Annotated in this window: 14 protein-coding genes and 3 pseudogenes; 12 read left to right on the forward strand and 5 right to left on the reverse strand. The window is 59.0% G+C overall.

Going from position 1 to position 18373, the window contains the following annotated elements; genetic code table 11:
* Positions 1–25 precede the first annotated feature (25 nt).
* The 3 genes from JCM25146_RS04255 to fusA all read left to right on the forward strand — a co-directional run bounded on the left by JCM25146_RS04255 (position 26) and on the right by fusA (position 3080).
* A complete protein-coding gene (locus tag JCM25146_RS04255; RefSeq protein ID WP_025826127.1) occupies positions 26–340 on the forward strand; it encodes a hypothetical protein in 315 nt (104 codons plus the stop codon).
* Between the two features lie 119 nt (positions 341–459).
* Positions 460–765: a 50S ribosomal protein L28 gene (gene rpmB, locus JCM25146_RS04260; protein ID WP_025826129.1), complete on the forward strand. Its 306-nt coding sequence runs from the start codon at positions 460–462 to the stop codon at positions 763–765.
* A gap of 227 nt (positions 766–992) precedes the next feature.
* Positions 993–3080 carry an elongation factor G gene (gene fusA / locus JCM25146_RS04265; RefSeq protein ID WP_025826131.1) on the forward strand — a complete coding sequence of 696 codons (2088 nt, stop codon included), beginning with the start codon at positions 993–995 and terminating at the stop codon, positions 3078–3080.
* 239 nt (positions 3081–3319) lie between these two features.
* Here the strand turns inward: fusA and JCM25146_RS17130 are convergent.
* Positions 3320–6110, reverse strand: a pseudogene (locus JCM25146_RS17130) (phosphoenolpyruvate carboxylase).
* Positions 6111–6265: 155 nt separating this feature from the next.
* On the opposite strand from JCM25146_RS17130, the gene JCM25146_RS04275 reads away from it, so the two are divergent.
* From JCM25146_RS04275 to JCM25146_RS04315, 9 genes and pseudogenes are all read left to right on the forward strand, one after another.
* Positions 6266–7564 carry a DUF445 domain-containing protein gene (locus JCM25146_RS04275; RefSeq protein ID WP_025826133.1) on the forward strand — a complete coding sequence of 433 codons (1299 nt, stop codon included), beginning with the start codon at positions 6266–6268 and terminating at the stop codon, positions 7562–7564.
* Positions 7565–7826: 262 nt separating this feature from the next.
* On the forward strand, positions 7827–8291 hold the full coding sequence (locus JCM25146_RS04280) for an SUF system Fe-S cluster assembly regulator (RefSeq protein WP_025826135.1): 465 nt from the start codon (positions 7827–7829) through the stop codon (positions 8289–8291).
* A gap of 3 nt (positions 8292–8294) precedes the next feature.
* Positions 8295–9776: pseudogene (gene sufB / locus JCM25146_RS17135) on the forward strand (Fe-S cluster assembly protein SufB).
* A gap of 13 nt (positions 9777–9789) precedes the next feature.
* Positions 9790–10560 carry a Fe-S cluster assembly ATPase SufC gene (sufC, locus tag JCM25146_RS04290; protein WP_025826137.1) on the forward strand — a complete coding sequence of 257 codons (771 nt, stop codon included), beginning with the start codon at positions 9790–9792 and terminating at the stop codon, positions 10558–10560.
* Between the two features lie 17 nt (positions 10561–10577).
* On the forward strand, positions 10578–11837 hold the full coding sequence (sufD, locus tag JCM25146_RS04295) for a Fe-S cluster assembly protein SufD (protein WP_051544008.1): 1260 nt from the start codon (positions 10578–10580) through the stop codon (positions 11835–11837).
* The gene (locus tag JCM25146_RS04300; protein WP_025826140.1) at positions 11834–13081 is read left to right on the forward strand and encodes an aminotransferase class V-fold PLP-dependent enzyme; all 1248 of its coding nucleotides are present in this window, start codon (positions 11834–11836) and stop codon (positions 13079–13081) included. The genes sufD and JCM25146_RS04300 overlap by 4 nt, the downstream gene beginning before the upstream one ends.
* Positions 13078–13536: a Fe-S cluster assembly sulfur transfer protein SufU gene (gene sufU / locus JCM25146_RS04305; RefSeq protein WP_025826141.1), complete on the forward strand. Its 459-nt coding sequence runs from the start codon at positions 13078–13080 to the stop codon at positions 13534–13536. The genes JCM25146_RS04300 and sufU overlap by 4 nt, the downstream gene beginning before the upstream one ends.
* A complete protein-coding gene (locus JCM25146_RS17140; protein WP_199897701.1) occupies positions 13523–14023 on the forward strand; it encodes an SUF system Fe-S cluster assembly protein in 501 nt (166 codons plus the stop codon). Before sufU ends, JCM25146_RS17140 begins: the two co-directional genes overlap by 14 nt.
* A gap of 18 nt (positions 14024–14041) precedes the next feature.
* Positions 14042–14410 carry a HesB/IscA family protein gene (locus JCM25146_RS04315; RefSeq protein ID WP_025826145.1) on the forward strand — a complete coding sequence of 123 codons (369 nt, stop codon included), beginning with the start codon at positions 14042–14044 and terminating at the stop codon, positions 14408–14410.
* Positions 14411–15586: 1176 nt separating this feature from the next.
* Here JCM25146_RS04315 and JCM25146_RS23450 read toward each other — a convergent pair.
* From JCM25146_RS23450 to JCM25146_RS04330, 4 genes and pseudogenes are all read right to left on the reverse strand, one after another.
* A pseudogene (locus JCM25146_RS23450) lies at positions 15587–15658 on the reverse strand (hypothetical protein); the annotation flags it as partial.
* Between the two features lie 14 nt (positions 15659–15672).
* Positions 15673–17250: a DEAD/DEAH box helicase gene (locus tag JCM25146_RS17150; RefSeq protein ID WP_081774755.1), complete on the reverse strand. Its 1578-nt coding sequence runs from the start codon at positions 17248–17250 to the stop codon at positions 15673–15675.
* 200 nt (positions 17251–17450) lie between these two features.
* On the reverse strand, positions 17451–17684 hold the full coding sequence (locus tag JCM25146_RS21235) for a hypothetical protein (RefSeq protein WP_035371973.1): 234 nt from the start codon (positions 17682–17684) through the stop codon (positions 17451–17453).
* A gap of 171 nt (positions 17685–17855) precedes the next feature.
* On the reverse strand, positions 17856–18311 hold the full coding sequence (locus JCM25146_RS04330) for a membrane protein (RefSeq protein ID WP_025826147.1): 456 nt from the start codon (positions 18309–18311) through the stop codon (positions 17856–17858).
* Positions 18312–18373 lie beyond the last annotated feature (62 nt).

Consider the following 18373-nt stretch of genomic DNA (forward strand, 5'->3'; position numbering starts at 1 on the left):
TGCACAAAACGTAAGGAGCATAAACATGGCGGATACCCACGCACACGCCACGACAGAGCCAGAAAATGCAGCCGGTGCCGGACAGCACATGGATGTGCCCGAAGACCTTGCGCGCTGCGCCATGGTGGTCGAACATGCCATTGACCACCTGCGGAACGAAAAGTTCCCGCCTGTGGCTGTGGCCTCGGCATTGCTTGGTGGATCGCTGGGTGTAATGGCGCGCAGCATGGACAAGGAAACCATTCTGCGCATTCTCGACTCAGCCGCGCAAAGCGTGCGTCTGGGGGATGTTCATGCCTCTGTCATGGCCGATGCGGGCGATGAAAGCGACAAAGCCTGAGCTTCAACCCTTGACTGGAGGCGATGGCTCAGTCATAAGCCGCGCCAATCCTGAATGTGGTCGCCGGGCGTTTGTCTCGGCCCTCAAGTTCCTTTTTTGTTTAAGACAAGGATGAGACAATGTCCCGTCGTTGCCAGATCACCGGCAAAGGCGTGCTGACCGGAAATAACGTCAGTCATGCCAACAACAAGTCCCGTCGTCGTTTTCTGCCTAACCTGCAGGAAGCATCCCTGACGTCTGAAATCCTGGGTTCCGCCGTCCGTATGCGTGTCAGCACGCGCGGCCTGCGTACCATTGAACACAATGGTGGCCTGGATTCCTTCCTGCTGAGCACGCCTAACCGCAAGCTCCCCACGGAAGCGCAGGTTATCAAGCGCCGCGTACTGCGCGTGCAGGCCAAGAAACAGGCCGCCGCTGGCGCCTGATTCAGGGCTTTGTTCATCCGTATGGGCCGGGGGCTGCCACTTAGGGGGTAGAACCCGGTTTCTGCGGTTCAGGCGTCTGCCACTCCTTGTCAGGCGCTTTTGTCTATCGGCCGGTGTCCGGCAGCCGGCTTCCTGAGAAAAATATTTTCAGGTGGCACTTACGGCGTTCGGCGGCCACAGGCGCGAGGGTTTTCCTGTCGCGCCTTACCTGTTTTCTGGAGGTTTTCGTGTCCGCCACAACTGATCTGTCCAAGATCCGTAATATCGGTATCACCGCGCACATTGACGCTGGTAAGACAACCACGACCGAACGCATTCTGTACTACACCGGCGTGTCCCATAAGATTGGTGAAGTGCACGAAGGCAACACCACCACGGACTACATGGCGCAGGAACGTGAGCGTGGTATTACCATCACCTCCGCCGCCGTGACCTGTGACTGGAAAGATCACCGGATCAACATCATCGACACCCCCGGACACATCGACTTCAACATCGAAGTGAACCGCTCGCTGCGCGTGCTCGATGGTGCTGTGTTCATCATCGAAGGTGTTGCCGGTGTTCAGCCGCAGTCCGAAACCAACTGGCGTCTGGCTGACCGCTACAACGTTCCGCGCATCATCTTCATCAACAAGCTCGACCGTACCGGCGCAGACTTCTACCGTGCATTCGACACGCTGAAGGAAAAGCTGGACATCGTGGCTATTCCGCTGCAGCTGCCCATCGGTGCTGAAGACCAGTTCCTTGGTGTGGTCGATCTGGTGGAAATGAAGGCCATCATCTGGGAAGGTGGTGAACTCGGCGCGAAGTTCCACGACGAAGAAATCCCGGCCGACCTGAAGGAAAAGGCAGCGGAAGCGCGCCAGAACCTGCTGGACACCGCCCTGGCTGTTGATGAAGCGGCCATGGAAGAATACTTCGAAAAGGGCGACGTTTCCGTCGAAACCCTGAAGCGCTGCATCAAAAAAGGTGCGATTTCGGGCGAATTCCGTCCGGTTCTGTGCGGTACGGCCTTCAAGAACAAGGGCGTGCAGCCTCTGCTCGACGGGATTGTCGACTACCTGCCCGCACCGAACGACGTGGAAGGCATTCGTTGCGCTCCGCCCGAAGGTGAAGAAGAAAACGAAAACGCACAGCCCATCCTGCCGGTTGACCCCAACGGCAAGTTCGCTGGTCTTGCGTTCAAGATCATCAACGACAAATACGGCACGCTGACCTTTGTGCGCGTCTACCGTGGCGTTCTCAAAACCGGTGATACGGTTCTGAACACCACCAAGGGCCACAAGGAACGTATCGGCCGTATCTACCAGATGCACGCAGACAAGCGCGTGGAACTGAGCGAAGTGCACGCCGGTGATATTGCCGCGTTCGTGGGTCTGAAAGACTCCCAGACGGGTGACACGCTGGCAGACGCCTCTGATCCGGTGGTTCTGGAACGTATGTCCTTCCCGGTTCCGGTTATCGACATCTCCGTCGAACCGAAAACCAAGGACGCAGTGGAAAAGATGACACTGGCCCTGCAGAAGCTGGCTGGTGAAGATCCCTCCTTGCACCTCAAGACCGACCAGGAAACCGGGCAGATTATTCTGTCGGGCATGGGCGAACTGCACCTTGACATCATCATCGACCGTCTGCGTCGTGAATATGGTGTGGATGCCAACGTGGGTGCACCGCAGGTGGCATACCGCGAAACCATCTCCAAGCCGCACACGGAAACCTATACCCACAAGAAGCAGTCTGGTGGTTCGGGTCAGTTCGCTGAAGTCAAGATTGCCTTTGAACCGGTTGAACGCAACGAAGGTATCTCGTTCGAAAACAAGGTTGTCGGTGGTACCGTGCCGAAGGAATATATTCCTGCGGTTGAAAAAGGTATCCGCATGCAGGCCTCCACGGGCGTGCTGGCTGGCTTCCCCACGGTTGACTTCAAGTTCACCCTGCTTGACGGCAAGTACCATGACGTTGACTCGTCCGCTCTGGCGTTCGAAATCGCGGCAAAGGCCTGCTTCCGTGATGGCATGAAGAACGCTGGTCCGGTTATTCTGGAACCGATCATGGACGTGGAAGTGACCACCCCGAACGATCACGTTGGTGACGTGGTGGGCGATCTTAACCGCCGCCGTGGTATGATCCAGAGCCAGGAAACTTCGGGTTCCACGGTTATGGTGCGTGCTCATGTGCCGCTGAAGGAAATGTTCGGCTACATTTCTCATCTGCGCTCCATGACCAAGGGCCGTGCGTCCTTTACCATGCAGTTCCACCACTATGATCCGGTGCCGCGCAACGTGGCAGACGAAATCATGGCGCAGTCCCGCTAAGTTTTCATCCTTCGGGTTGAAAGCAGACATCAAGGCCGCTTCCTTTCGGGGAAGCGGCTTTTTTGTTGCCTTTTTTCAAGCAGACGTAAGGGGCGGGCCAGCATCTGCTCTGGCCACGCTGAGAATGAGAAAGAAGGAGAGGGAGGGCCAGAGATGCCCTGATATTTTCAGGCGGGTGCTATGGCCCCGTCAGTCTGGCGGCAAACGGTGGTGTGTCTGCCGCCAGTTGGGGGGGCGTATTAGCCAAACGCCCCAATGTCGTGCATCAGTGCAACGCTGATTTCACGCAGGAGTTCAAACATCTCACTCATGGGGGTGAAGATGTCGCGGTGCTCGCGCACGTAAATCCCTTCTTCACGCGGGCCGCGTGGTTCATGAAAATCAAGCTCGGATGGACCCGTGCCGGTGGGGAAAATGTGCTTCATTTCCTTGAGGACGGTCGGGATATCCAGGCACAGGATATGCTGCATCATCATCTCATGGTTAAAGCCGCCACGAGGCATAAAGAAGGGAATACGGCAGGCTAGCAGCCATATCCTCTCAATCAGCATGATCCGGATGGCATGCAGCAGGCGGATGCGCGGCTCGGTGCGCGGGGCATGCTGCCATGCCTCACGCAGGGCCAGATGGTCGGCCTGTATGCGGCGGAACATGGTGTGCAGCTCAGCTGACAGATTTAGCCCTTCCAGCCCGGTCATAAGGGCCAGAAAAGCCTTTTGCCGCTTGGGGGATGTCTCTTCCGTCGCCCGGTCCAGCCAGAATCCGGGGTCGAGCATGCACACAACGCTCTTGAGCACCTTGTCGTCCGAACTGGCCAGAGCATGGCGTGCAAAATCCAGCGCGCGGTGGAAGCGGGGGCTGGAGGTATTGAGTGTTTCAAACGTTTCTGGGTGGCGCTGGGCGGCGGCACCAAGACCTTGCAGCGTGTTGGCGCACCAGCCAAGCTGCTGGAGAATGGCGTTGTTGGGGATTGCCCGCAACTGGCCGGGGTGGGTAATGCGACTGCGGGTTGCGGCTTCCGCACTCTGGCGTGCTGGCGGGCGCGAGCCTGTGCGGTCGATAAGTGCCGGGCCGAATGCGCCGAGCAGGGCAGCGTAACCGGGATCAGCGACCAGCCTTTCATATTATCGATCACGCTGGAGAAAAAATCGGCCGAAAAGTCGGGGTGATCGTAAATCGGGTCGCTGTTTTGCTGGTCGCTAAGGAACAGGTTTTCCGCAATGGTGGCCATGGTGGCTGTGGCCAGTTCAGGGCTGCCAAAAAGCAGGTAGCCATCCCCGCCCTGAAAAGCGGTTTCCTCGCGGCAGTGAATGTTGCTGCTGGCAAAGCGTTTACGCACATGGGCGGGGGAGAGATAGTCCAGCCGGTCCGCCATGCGGAAGGGGTGCGCACCACGGCCTATGCTTTCGCCGTGCGTATCAAAAAACACGACTTCCACATCGGTCAGGTCCCAGCGGACCAGCAGGTCATGAATATGCAGGCGCAGGCGCTCAATCTGGTAGGAGGCCGCAAGCTGGCCAATGTAGCGCCCCGAATCCGAATAACCGAACTGGAAGCATATCCGCCCCATACGGCGCACATAGTCCCGCCATGCGGGGGAGCGTAGCGCTTCCTCCACAATATGTTCGCCCTTGACGAGTGCGTGTTCGGTTTCAAACAGCGGAGAAATTTCAATGCGGTCGGCAACGCCAAAATACGCGGCAATCCAGAGCGCGCTCAACAGGGTATAGCCTGTTTCGGTCTCCGCGATCAGGAAGCGTACGGGGGTGTCGGAATCCACGTATTTGACAATCTGGGCAATTGTCATCATCAGCCGCCCGGCCGAGGAGGGGTCGCTCAGCAGGGCGCCAAAATCCACGGGTACGGGGGTTACGCCATCCAGCGCGTCGTTCACGCGGTTGAGCAGGGCGCGGCGCTGGGCGGGGTTGGTCGGGTCGTCCAGCAGGTTGAGCTTCTGGCGGACAAAGTTATGGATCTGGCTGGCGTTAAGCCGCACATGCGTGTGGGCCAGCCCCAGACCGTGGGCCATAAACCCCGCACGGGCCACAGCCAGTGGCAGTTGCGCAGATGGCGGAGCCGCCTCTATGGCGGATTGCAGCAGGGTGTTCAGGTCGGATGCTGCGGTGAGCGCTGTTGTGCGCCCGTTGACCATCAGTTCCGCAAAGCGGGCGACGGCCTGCCCGTCTGTGGCCCCGTTGGGCACGGCGCTGATCTGCGCTTTTACGCAGTCTATGGCTTTTTGCAGCGTTTCGCTCAGCTCTGGGGCCAGCACACCCTCATGCGCAATCTGGCGCTCCAGCCGCATAAGCTGGAACAGCTTCATGCGCAGGCGCAGGCGTAGCGTGTCCCACCACCCTATGTCTGTTCGGCCGTCCGTATCGTAGCCGACCCAGCTTGTGGCAATGACCGGGCCGGGGCACAGCGTGCTCCATTCCTCCGGCCAGGTGTTTTTTGCGGTGGAGAGAAGGGCAGAATTCAACTGGTCTATGGCATCGCGCGCACGGGTGATGGCCTGCACTGCAAGCGTGAATTCTTCTTCCAGTGTTGGGTGGACGCTACGGCGGTGTGTTTTGAAAAAGGGTGCTGTTTCGGGCGGTACGTCGTGCGATGCGCTCTGGGCAAGTGCCTCGTACACCGGGTTGGCCAGTGCAAATGTTGGGTGGGCCGTAAACACGGCGGCAAAACGGGTGGCGCATACAAGCTCGCGGTATGCGGCAAAGGAGGGCTCGGGCAAGTTTGCGCACAGCTGGTCGGCAACGTGGCGCAGTTTTTCCTGCGCGGTATCCAGTGCGGCCCCGCCCACGTAGCGGTGCAGGCGGCGCGAGCGGCTTAAAAATGCCTGATCGCGCAGGGTCCGTACCAGATGCGTCACATCCTCGAACGTGATTGCCCCACTTTCCAGTGCATCACTCAGCCGCAGGGCGTTGCCCATAACAGGTTGGTGCCCTCCGCCGGGGTGCCGGTGGAGGACGTATTGGCAATGGAGGCGAGCACGCTCCCGATGCGAGGGGGAAGGGCAGAAAAATCCATGTTCATGGCGCGCTCTATATCCTTGCGGATTGAATCGGAAAAGAAACAAAACGGTCGGGCAATAATTTATACCCCCAGCTTTTCATGTCTGCTTTATGTGCGCAACCGCTTCACGCACACTTGGGTGGCGCGGGTGGAGTGCTATTCATGCTCCCATGACAGCGCATACCGACACGGAAGCAGACATCGCCGCCCGGCAGACACTCCGGCGCTACCAGAATGCGGCCACGGGGTTGCTGGTTCTGATGGGGGGGCTGACTGTTCTGGGCTACGCAGCCCCTGCTGAGGGCTGGGTTGAAGATAGTTTTTTTGTCGAGATGTTTCGCGCCGGGGCGCGGGCGGGTGTTGTGGGTGGGGTGGCCGACTGGTTTGCGGTTGTGGCCCTGTTCCGCCATCCGCTGGGGCTGCCCATACCGCACACCGCCATCCTGCCTGCACAAAAGGACCGCCTTGCTCGGGCTTTGGGGCGGTTTGTAGCCTCGCAGGTCTTTACGGCCAAAGAGGTCGAGCGTGTCCTCTCCAAGGTGGATGTGCCGGGCTGCATTGCCAATCTGCTGGAAGACCCGGCAACACAGGATGCGGTCGTAGGGGCCATGACGCGCTCCATGCCCCAACTGCTGGACCGGCTGGAAGATGGCCGTGCCAGCAACGCCATCGGTCGGATCATGCCCGGCCTGCTGGGGGGAAGTGACCTGTCCCCCGTTATTGCCAAAGCGTTGCGTAGTCTGGTGGATGATGACCGGCATCAGGAGGTGCTGTCCTACTTCCTCAGTCAGTTAAAGGATGGGCTAAAGGCCAAGGAAGGTGCCCTGCGTGACATGATCGAGGACCGCGTGCGTGAGCAGGGCGGGCGCATTCTGGGCTGGGCCATTGGTGGCTCCATTGCCACCAAGGTGCTGACAGCCGCAGCACAGGAGCTGGACCGAATCGACCCCGAAAACTCCAGCCTGCGGGAAGGCTTTACAAGCTGGGTCAGACTCCAGATCGACCGGATAGAGACAGACCCCGAGCGCGGACGGGAATTTACGCAGGCTGTGACTTCCGTGCTGTCGCACGAGAGTGTGGTGGGTTGGTGGGGTGACATCTGGCTGCGTTTTCGCCGGATGGTGGAGGCCGATGTGGAGGACCCGCAGGGGCGCACGGCATGCCTCCTGCGCGATGCTCTGGCGCGCATGGCCGGGCAGTTGCGTCAGGATGATGTGTTGCGCCAGCGCATAGTGGAGCGCGTGGACAGCACAATTGGTAAAGCCCTGCCATTTGTGCGTGACCAGATGGCCGAATTTATTGCACGGGTGGTTTCAGGCTGGAACGCGGTGGAAATTGCCGAAAAACTGGAGTTGCGTGTGGGCAAGGATCTCCAGTTCATTCGCTTTAACGGCACACTGGTGGGCTTTGCCGTCGGTGCGCTGCTGTTTGCAGCACTCAGGCTGACTTTTGGCATTAACGCCCAGTAGGTTTTCTGGTTATGCCAACGGCTCAACGGGGAGCCGTTTTATACTCGCATGGCACTTGAGCGGATATGGAAAGGCTTGCACCGCAGGGATGGGCGTAAGCTTGCATCAGAGGCGGTTATGCGGGGAGCCGCAGATCACATATGCGTTGAAAGGCCGGAATGGATCGCCGGTAACAGGACGTTTTGGGTTGACGTTGGCAACGCTTGTCGCCATGTATCCGAAACAGGACCATTCAGGTCTTTAATTAGGTGAAAGCCGGATTATGCTGAAACTTTCCCGTCTGGCGGACTATGCGATCGTCATCCTTGTTAAACTGGGAGAACAGGACGGCGTGGTCACATCCCCAGCTCTTGCTGCCATTACCGGGGTGCCTGAACCCACGGTGGCCAAGGTGCTCAAGGTTTTGTCCGCGCATGGTTTTGTGTTGTCCCAGCGCGGTGCAAAAGGGGGTTATCGTCTAGCCCGCTCACTGGCAGACATGTCTGTTGCCAGCGTTATTGCCGCCGTGGATGGCCAGATTGCTTTGACCGCCTGCGTGGGTGGGCGTGAGTGTGACACCGGTCTGTCGTGCGGTTTGTGCGGTAGCTGGGACGTTATCAACACGGCAATACGCTCGACGCTGGAAGGAATTTCGCTCGAGAGCATGCGCCCCAAGGAGGCATGTTCCACGGTTCTTACCCAGATCAACAAGCTCAACGCCACCCAGACAGTACGGGAAGGGGCCTGAACAATGCCAGCAGTCACACAAACGCGCGAAGCCGTAGAGAAGCTGGGCCAGTCCACCTACAAATGGGGCTTTGAGACCGACATTGAAATGGATATGGCTCCCAAAGCTGAATGAGGACATTATCCGTCTGATTTCCAGCCGTAAGGAAGAGCCGGAATGGATGCTGGAATGGCGTTTGGCGGCCTATAAAACTTGGCAGGCCATGACCGAGCCAAATGGGCCAAGGTCGCCTATCCTCCCATTGATTATCAGGATGCGCATTACTACGCGGCCCCGCGCAAAAAGCCCGGTCCCAAGTCCTTGGACGAGGTTGACCCCGAACTGCTGCGTACGTACGAAAAGCTGGGTATTCCCCTGCATGAGCAGGCCCTGCTGGCCGGGGTGGAAGTGCCCGAGGGCGAGCGCATGCCCGTTGCCGTTGACGCGGTGTTTGACAGCGTGTCCGTTGCCACCACCTTCCGCAAGACGCTGGAGGAGGCCGGGGTGATTTTCTGCCCGATCTCCGAGGCGGTCAAGGAACACCCCGATCTGGTGCGCAAGTATCTGGGCACGGTTGTGCCTGCGGGGGACAACTTCTTTTCTGCCCTGAACTCCGCCGTGTTTACGGATGGGTCGTTTGTTTACGTACCCAAAGGGGTGCGTTGCCCCATGGAGTTGTCCACCTACTTCCGCATCAATGCCAAAAATACGGGACAGTTTGAGCGGACCCTGATTGTGGTGGAAGAAGGTGCCTCGGTTTCCTATCTGGAAGGGTGCACGGCCCCCATGCGTGATGAAAACCAGCTCCACGCGGCAGTGGTGGAACTGGTGGCTATGGATGATGCCTCGATCAAATATTCCACGGTGCAGAACTGGTACCCGGGGGATGAGAACGGGCGCGGCGGCATTTACAATTTTGTGACCAAGCGTGGTGCCTGCCGTGGCGCACGCTCCAAAATTTCATGGACACAGGTGGAAACCGGGTCCGCCATTACGTGGAAGTACCCATCGTGCATTCTGCAAGGTGAGGGCTCGGTGGGGGAGTTCTATTCCGTAGCTGTCACCAACAACCACCAGCAGGCCGATACCGGCACCAAGATGATCCACCTTGGCCGCAACACGCGTTCCACCATTATTGCCAAAACCATCAGCGCAGGCCGCTCGGACAGCACATACCGTGGGCTGGTGCGGGTGCAGCCCAAGGCGTCGGGCGCGCGTAACTTTACCCAGTGTGACAGCCTGCTCATAGGCGACCAGTGCGGGGCACACACCGTGCCCTACATTGAAAGCCGCAATATGAACGCACGCATCGAGCACGAAGCGACAACATCCAAGATTTCAGAAGACCAACTGTTTTACTGCCGCCAGCGTGGCCTGTCCGAGGAAGACGCCGTCGGCCTGATCGTCAATGGTTTCTGCCGTGATGTTCTGAAGGAACTGCCCATGGAATTTGCCGTGGAAGCGCAAAAACTGTTGCAGATCAGCCTTGAAGGCAGCGTGGGTTAAGGGAGAGCAGAGTATGAGCCAGTTTTTGGAAATTTCCGGCCTGTGCGCACGGATTGATGCAGATGGACAGGAAAAGCAGATTCTGCGTGGTGTGGACCTGAGCATTCCATCCGGTGAGGTCCATGTGATCATGGGGCCAAACGGTTCTGGTAAATCCACACTGTCCTACGTGCTGGCCGGGCGCGAGGATTATGAGGTCACGGCAGGGACTGCCACCTTCCACGGGCAGGACCTGCTGGCCATGGAGCCGGAGGAGCGTGCGGCGGCGGGTCTGTTTCTGGCTTTTCAGTCTCCCATCGAACTGCCGGGGGTCAATAACGCCAACTTCCTGCGTACCGCAGTCAATGCCGTGCGGCGTGCCCGCGGGCAGGAGGAGCTGGATGCCGTAGCATTCCTTAAAATGGCGCGTGAGGCAGCCAAGGCGCTGTCCATGGCACCGGACATGCTCAAGCGTAATGTGAATGTCGGTTTTTCCGGCGGGGAGAAAAAGCGCAACGAAGTGTTGCAGATGACCCTGCTCCAGCCGACCTTTGCCATTCTGGACGAAACAGACAGTGGGCTGGATGTGGATGCCCTGCGTATTGTGGCAGAAGGTGTGAACCGCCTGCGTGCGCCCACATTCTCCGCTCTGGTCATTACACACCATCAGAAGCTGCTGGATTATCTGGTGCCCGATCGTATCCACGTTATGGCGCGCGGGCGCATTATTCTGTCCGGTGGGCCAGAGCTTGCACGCCAGATCGATCAGGAAGGTTACACCAAGTTTCTGGCGGAGGTGGCGTGAACGCACTCAGCAAAGATATGTCCGGCCCGTTGGCGCTGTTTGCAAACCGGCTGAACACCCTTGCCGGGCCGGAGCGGCAGGCCGCCGCCGGGGCTCTGGCCAGAACAGGTCTGCCTGACCGCAAGTCCGAGGCATGGCACTACACGGCCCTGCGCGCTCTGGGCAAGCAGGACTATGCGGCCCCTCCCGCTCAGGTGGATGACGGTGCGGTCCGTGCCTTGCTTGATGAGGTTTTGCGCGCGCATCCGGCCATGGCCGGGCTGCCGCGTGTTGTGTTTGTCAATGGCCGCCACGCGCCTGCCTTCAGCGCTCTGCCCGATGATGTGGACCTTGCTTTTTTTGCACAGGCCCCCCGGTTTGGCTTGCAGGCAGCCCCCGACCGTGACCCGCTTGTTGCCCTGAACACCGCTCTGGCGGAGGATGGTCTGTACTTGCGTGTGCCCGCTGGGGTGGATGGGGGGCATGTTATGCTCGTCTCCCTTGGTGTTGCGGGGGCGGAGCCTGTCTCGTTTCATCCACGCCATACGGTGGTGGTGGAAAAGGAAGCGCACCTGCGTCTGATCTGTGTGCAGGCCGGGCAGGGGGCGTATTTTCATAACCCCGTCACGGATATTGTGGTGGAAGATGGCGCAAGGCTGGAACATGTGACTGTGCAGACCGAGGCGGCGCAGGCCATCAGCCTTGGTACGCTGTATGCGCATGTGGGCCACCAGAGTGTGTATGACAGCTTTGTACTGGGGCTTGGTGGCCAGCTTGCGCGGCACGAGGTACATGCCCGTCTGGGAGCAACCCGTGGTGTGGTGCATGTCAATGGCGCACAGCGTCTGGCCGGGCAGCAGGTTGGGGATATTACCAGCGTGATAACCCACGCAGCATCGGACTGCACATCGCGTCAGACGGTGCGGAATGTGCTTGACGGCCATGCGCGTGGGGTTTTTCAGGGCAAGGTGCTGGTGGAGCGGGTCGCCCAGAAGACAGACGGCTACCAGATGAACCAGGCCCTGCTTCTGTCCGCGGATGCGGAGATAGACGCCAAACCTGAGTTGGAAATCTATGCAGATGACGTACGGTGCAGCCACGGTGCGACCGTTGGTGCGCTGGATGATGAGCAGCTTTTTTACCTGCGCAGCCGTGGCATACCCGAGCATGAAGCACGCCAGATTCTGATTGATGCATTTCTGGACGAAACCATAGCGCTTGTAACGGACGCAACTGCACAGACCTTCTGCCGTGCGGTTCTGGCTGCCCGGTTTGCCGGTAAGGGAGATGTGGCATGAGCACGCACACAACCCGCCCCGCCTCACAACTGGATGTGCAGGCCATTCGCCGTCAGTTCCCCATTCTTGGGGAAAAAGTGCATGACCGCCCGCTGGTTTTTCTCGACAGCGCAGCATCGGCTCAAAAACCCGATGCGGTGATCGAGAGCATGGCCAACACCATGCGCCACCAGTATGCCAACATCCATCGTGGCCTGCACTGGATGAGCGAACGCACGACCGAGGCCTATGAAGGTGTGCGGGACCTTGTGGCAGATTTTCTCAACGCGCCTTCGCGCGAGGAAATTGTGTTCACCCGCAATAGCACGGAGGCCATCAATCTGGTGGCCCACTCCTTTGGTGCATTGCTCCGGCCCGGTCAGGCGGTGCTGATCTCGCAGATGGAGCACCACGCCAACCTTGTCCCGTGGCAGATGCTGCGTGACCGCGCAGGGATTGAACTGCGCGTAGCCCCGATTACCGATGAGGGTGATCTGGACATGGAGGCGTACAAGGCCCTGCTGGCCGATGGCAAAGTCGCCCTTGTTGCCATAACGCATATGTCCAACGTGCTTGGCACCATAACGCCAGCGCAGCAGATAGCCGAGTTGGCCCATGCTGCCGGGGCTTTGGTGCTGTTTGATGGCAGCCAGTCCGTGGTCCACCACAGGACGGACGTGCAGGCGCTCGGTGCAGATTTTTATACCTTTACCGGCCACAAGCTGTACGGGCCAACCGGCATTGGCGTGTTATGGGCACGCCGGACGTTACTTGAAGACATGCCGCCTTTTATGGGGGGTGGGGATATGATCTCCACAGTTACCTTCGATCGCTCCACATGGGCCAATATTCCCCACAAGTTCGAGGCGGGCACACCCGCGATTGTGGAAACCATTGGTCTGGGTGCTGCAATCGAATGGGTTGGCAAAATCGGGTTTGACGCAATTGCAGCGCATGAGGCGGAGCTGACAGCTCACGCCCTGCAACGACTGGCCGAAGTGCCGGGGCTGAATATTGTGGGGCATCCGCGTGTTCGCGGGGGTGTTGTCTCCTTCACCATGGCGGATGTTCACCCGCATGATATGGCAACCCTGCTGGACCGCAACGGCATTGCCATACGGGCGGGGCACCATTGTGCGGAACCGCTCATGCGTCGTCTGGGCCTGAGTGCAACAGCCCGCGCCAGCTTTGGCATCTATACCCTCAAGGAAGAAATTGACGTGCTGGCAGATACGCTTGTGCGGATCAGGGACTTTTTTGTGTGAAGACCGCCACGGCAGAACGTGATGCTTTGTATGACCGGCTGATTGTGGAGCGTGCCCGCACGCCCCAGTATGCTGGACGGCTGGACAGGCCGGACGTACAGGGCGATGGCCGCAACCCTTTGTGCGGGGATAAAACACATCTGGATATTGTGCTTGATGGGCACCATATTCAGGCCATCCGGCACCAGACACGTGGGTGCGCTATCTGTGCTGCTGCTGCCGACCTTATGGCGGAGCAGGTACAGGGTGGCACCGTAGCGCAGGCGCTGGGTATGTCGGACCGGTTTATGGCTATGCTGGTCGGGACATCGCCGTTGGCGGTGGCAGATGACCAGCCTGCACCATTGGGCGCGCTAGAGGTTTTTGCTCCGTTACGCTCCCATAAAGCTCGAATACGCTGCGCAGAACTGCCTTGGATTGCGCTGAAGGAGGCTTTTTCTCATGTCGATGGTTGAAGAAGGCGTTCAGGCGCACACACAGGCGGCTATTCCTGCGCAGGAACGGCCTGAGCAGGACGTGCTGCACGCCGGGCACACTCCGGAGGAAGGCCCTGCTGCCAAAGTGGAGGGCTGGACCCCGGATGGTGATGAGCCCACCGTGACCGAAGCAGCAGCGCCAAAGGGCGAAGGGCCAGTCGGCCCGGCCTCCGAAGATGCAGTGATAGAGGCGATTGCCACCGTGCATGACCCTGAAATTCCGGTCAATATTTACGAGCTGGGGCTGATCTACGCGATTGATCTGTACGACGATGGGCGTGTGCATATTGAGATGACCCTGACAGCCCCCAACTGCCCGAGTGCGCAGGAACTGCCGATTCAGGTCAAGGATGCGGTGGAAAAAATACCCGGTGTCAAATCTGCGGAAGTGGACGTTGTATGGGATCCGCCATGGGATATGTCGCGTATGAGCGATGAGGCCCGGCTGGCCCTGAATATGTTTTGACTGAAAGGATGGAGTGACATGTCACAAACTGCGACCATTTCATCACCCAAAAAGGAACTGCCGCCACTCATGCGGCTGACCGATACAGCCGCGACCCGCCTGCGGCACCTGTATGCCACCGCCCATGCGGGCGAGTTGTTGCGTATTTCGGTTTCCACCAAAGGCTGTTCAGGCAAAGCCTATGATATGGAATTTGTAGCGCAGAGCGGGGAGGGGGATGAGGTTGTAAAAGATCATGGCCTGACCCTCCTGGTGGACCGCAAAGCCACACTCTTCCTGATCGGGACGCAGATGGATTACCGCGAGACCGATCTGGAAGAAGGGTTTGTGTTCATCAACCCTAATGAGAAAGGGCGTTGCGGCTGCGGCGAGAGCTTTCACGTTTAAAGCAGCACACGGCCTCGGTTTCGGCCGACCAGAGGAACTGGTCAATGACCGAAACCGTCTCCAGCCTGTAACCGGCAGTAGCCAGCATGCTGGCATCATGCTTAAAGCCGCCGGGTTACAGCTGACGTAAATTACGTAATCCGGCTTGCCCAGAGCGATCTGGCGCATTTGTAGCTTGGCCCCCGCGTGGGGTGGGTCCAGTACAACCACATCAGCCTTGCCAAGGTCCTTGCCCATAATCGGCTGTCGGTTCAGGTCGCGGCATGTGGGGGTAATGCGTGACTTGCCAACGGATTTAAGGGCGGCCAGAGCGGGTTCATACCCCTCGTAGGCCTGCACCTGGCAACGGTCGCCCAACGGTAGGCTGAGTGTGCCACACCCGGCGTACAGTTCGATCAGCGTTGCGCGTTTGCCAAGGCGGGCTGGTAGTGCGTCCAGCACAGCCTGCTGAATGGCATGTTCGCTTTGGGCGGTGGCCTGCAAAAAAGCACCGGGCGGCGGCGTGAGCTGATGCCCTGCAATGGTCTGATAAACAGGGGCACGTTGCACGGCTGTCTCATACGGGCCAGCCGCTTTGAGCCGCTGCCAGCTTATGCGTGGAATATCCAGTTCTTCAGCCAAGGCTGTCAGGCGCTGGCGGTCTGTGGCAATAAGCGGCGAATCGGTGCTGAGTAGAATATCCAGCCCCGAATCCAGCAGATTGATGTGCAGGTCAGCCGTTTTGTGCACGGCGTTCAGGCTGCGTAGGGTGGTCCGCAATGCAGGTAAGCAGGAGACAATGGCCGGGTGCAGTACTGCACAGCTGGTCATATCCGTAACGTCCTGGCTCCCCTTGGCGTGCAGGCCGATAATGATGCCCTGCTCGGTCCGCCTTACCGCCAGATCCGCTCTGCGGCGGCTGTTGGGGGGAACCTGAAAGCTGGTTATGTCGGAAGGAACATTAAACCCCGCCTTTTCCAGCGCATGGCTGACAAGGCCGGTTTTCCACGCCAGCAGGGCAGGCAGCTCCATATACTGCAAGGAGCAACCGCCACACTGTTCAAACAAAGGGCATGGAGGTGTTGTTCTCTGCGCAGATGGCGCCAGAATATCGACCAACTGGCCGCGTCCATTGCCTTGGAGTTGAATGGAGACCTGCTCACCGGGGAGTGTGCCGGCAATAAAAACAGGGCGCCCGTCTGGCAGGCGCGCTGCACCATCCCCCTGAGTTGCAAGATGGGAGATGGTGACTTCCAGAATGTCAGACACAAATTTTCCTTGGCTCAGGGGGCCGTGTCAGGGACTTGGTGCGTATCCTGCGCGGTCTCTGCATGTTCCTGCGCTCCCGGTGTTGCGGGGCGGGAGGAGTTGCGGCGGGGCAGCAGCATGAAGGCAGGCGTCTGGTCCCCAAAGCCTGCAAATTCACCAGCAGGTGCGGGCGGAATTTCATCACGCTGGTTACGGCCACCCTTATGCGGCTGGCTGTTGCTGCTGGAAGGCTGCTGAGACTGAGCGTGACGCGGCACGTCGCGTTCGCGCACGGGAGTACGCTCGCGCGTTTTCTCCTGCTCACGCACAGTGGGTTCACGCGTCGTCGTGCGGGCAGGTTCGCGGTCACCACGCTGGGGTGCGGACTTGTCCTTGCGGTTCTGGCCACCTCTGGAGGAAGCACCACGCGGGCGCTTTTCTTCCGACCATTCCAGTTGCGGCAGACCATCAATGGAAAGACGCGGGATGGATTTGCCCGTCAGTTGTTCAATGGCATCTGCCAGTGTTTTGTCATAGGGCGTGGCTATGCTGAAAGCATGACCCTCCCGCCCAGCGCGCCCGGTACGTCCGATGCGGTGCACGTAGTCTTCCGCATGGAATGGCAGGTCGAAGTTGAACACATGCGACAGGCCGCCAATATCAATACCGCGGGCGGCTACGTCCGAGCAGACCAGCACCTTGAGTTCGCCATTCTTGAATTTTTCCAGTGTGGAAAAACGGACAGACTGCGGCAGGTCACCGTGCAGGGCACCAACAGAAAAGCCATGTTTGGTCAGCGATTTGGTCAGGACATCCACATCACGCTTACGGTTACAAAACACGATGGCGTTCTGGAGGTCGGGGTCCTTGAGCAGCAGGCGAAGTGTTTCGCGCTTGCTGAACTCATCGACAATGACCATTCCGGTTGTGATGGTTGACGCTACGGAGGACTGGCGTGCGACCGTAATTTCCTTGGGGGAATGCAGGAACGCGTCAGCCAGCTTGCGAATGGGCGGCGCCATGGTGGCGGAAAAGAAGAGGGTCTGACGGGTTGGCGGGAGCAGACCGACAATTTTTTCAATGTCGGGGATGAACCCCATGTCCAGCATCCGGTCGGCTTCATCAATAACCAGAATTTTGGTGTGGTTCAGCAGCAGTCCGCCGCGTTCAAACAGGTCCAGCAACCGTCCGGGCGTTGCAATCAGCACGTCCACGCCACGGTTGAGCACTTCCTTCTGATCGGCCATGCTTTCGCCGCCAATCAGCAGGGCATGGTTGAGCTTGAGGTGCTTGCCGTACTGCACAAAGTTTTCGGCAACCTGAAGTGCCAGTTCGCGCGTGGGTTCCAGAATGAGCGAACGCGGCATACGGGCACGGGCGCGGGAATCGCTTAGAATTTCCAGCATGGGCAGGGTAAAGGAGGCTGTTTTGCCTGTGCCGGTCTGTGCAACCCCGAGTACATCGCGCGCCATGAGCACGGCAGGAATGGCCTGCGCCTGAATGGGCGTGGGGTGTTTGTACCCCATTTCCTCAATAGCCTGCAGAATGGGTTTGGAAAGTTCAAGGTCGGCAAAGGTTATGCCGGGTTCTTCGGTCACTTTTTCCGCGCCCATCACTTCCGCCTGTGCGGGTTCAGCGGCTGCTGCGTCTGTCACTGGGGCGGAGGGTGCTTTTTGCTCCGCCTCCACCACAACTTCAGCCTCAACGGTAGGTGTGGTTGCAGTCTTGGCTACGGGTTCCGCCTTGGTACGGCGGCGGGCCGGGGCGCGTTTTGCTTTGGGGGCTGCTTTTACAGCAGGTTCGTCCTGCTCGCCTACAGGCTCAACAGGCGATTTGGCATTGGCAGAGTCGGCCTCAGCTTGGGTACCGTGCGGCGGCGGGGCGCGCGTTTTTTGGGAGCAGGTTTGGCCTCAGCCTCAACGGCGGGCACGGTGCTCTCCACCTCTGCTTCCTGACTGTCCAATGCGATTGAACTGGCGGGAACCGCCGCCTTTTTCCGGCTGCGAGTTGTCGTCTTGCGGGGGCGGGCGGTTGTTGTGGCTGTCAATATGCTCTCGGAACTAGGTCTGTCGTTGCTTAGCTTGACTGGTGGCTTTGTTCATGGACCGGCAAAGACCGCTTGCCGTGTGTCCAAGGTATTGCAAAGCCACTCAGGCGCTAGTCCCGATAAAGGTCTTTGTGCTTAAAATCAAGTTTTTGGCAGGAATACTTGCATTCTTCACACAAAAGGATGTCCAAGGCTGGCGCAGAGCACGGCAAGGATTCCCAGTGCCACAATAATCAGCACCTGCTTACGAACCGAGTCGAAGCCGGATGCCTGCGGGCGGATGGCGCGGCGGAGCTTCTGGTATGTGCCCATGTACATCCGTGCGAACAGTATGGCCATAACCAGGCCCAGAAGCTGCATGGCGTTGGTGGTCCACGGCGCGTTGGCAAAGCCACCTTCGTGCAGAATAAGCAGCCACCCGGTAATGAGGGTTGTGGGGATGGCGTGGGTCAACCCCTTGAAAAAGCGCGCCATGGTTTGCAGGTGCACGGAGTTGCGCTGCGTCTGGTCCAGCAGGCTCAGGCTCGGGCGCAGCACAACAGCTGCATAGGCACCCCCACCCACCCACATGATGATGCTGACGAGGTGGAGGGTGAGCACAAGGCTCCAGAAAATGGAATGTGGCATGCTGTCTCCGCTTGGTACGGTTGGGGCTGGGGGGGGCAAAGCCTGTTTTGCAAAGCGTCATG

It is taken from the genome of Acetobacter okinawensis JCM 25146, from assembly GCF_000613865.1.
Classification (GTDB): Bacteria; Pseudomonadota; Alphaproteobacteria; order Acetobacterales; family Acetobacteraceae; genus Acetobacter; species Acetobacter okinawensis.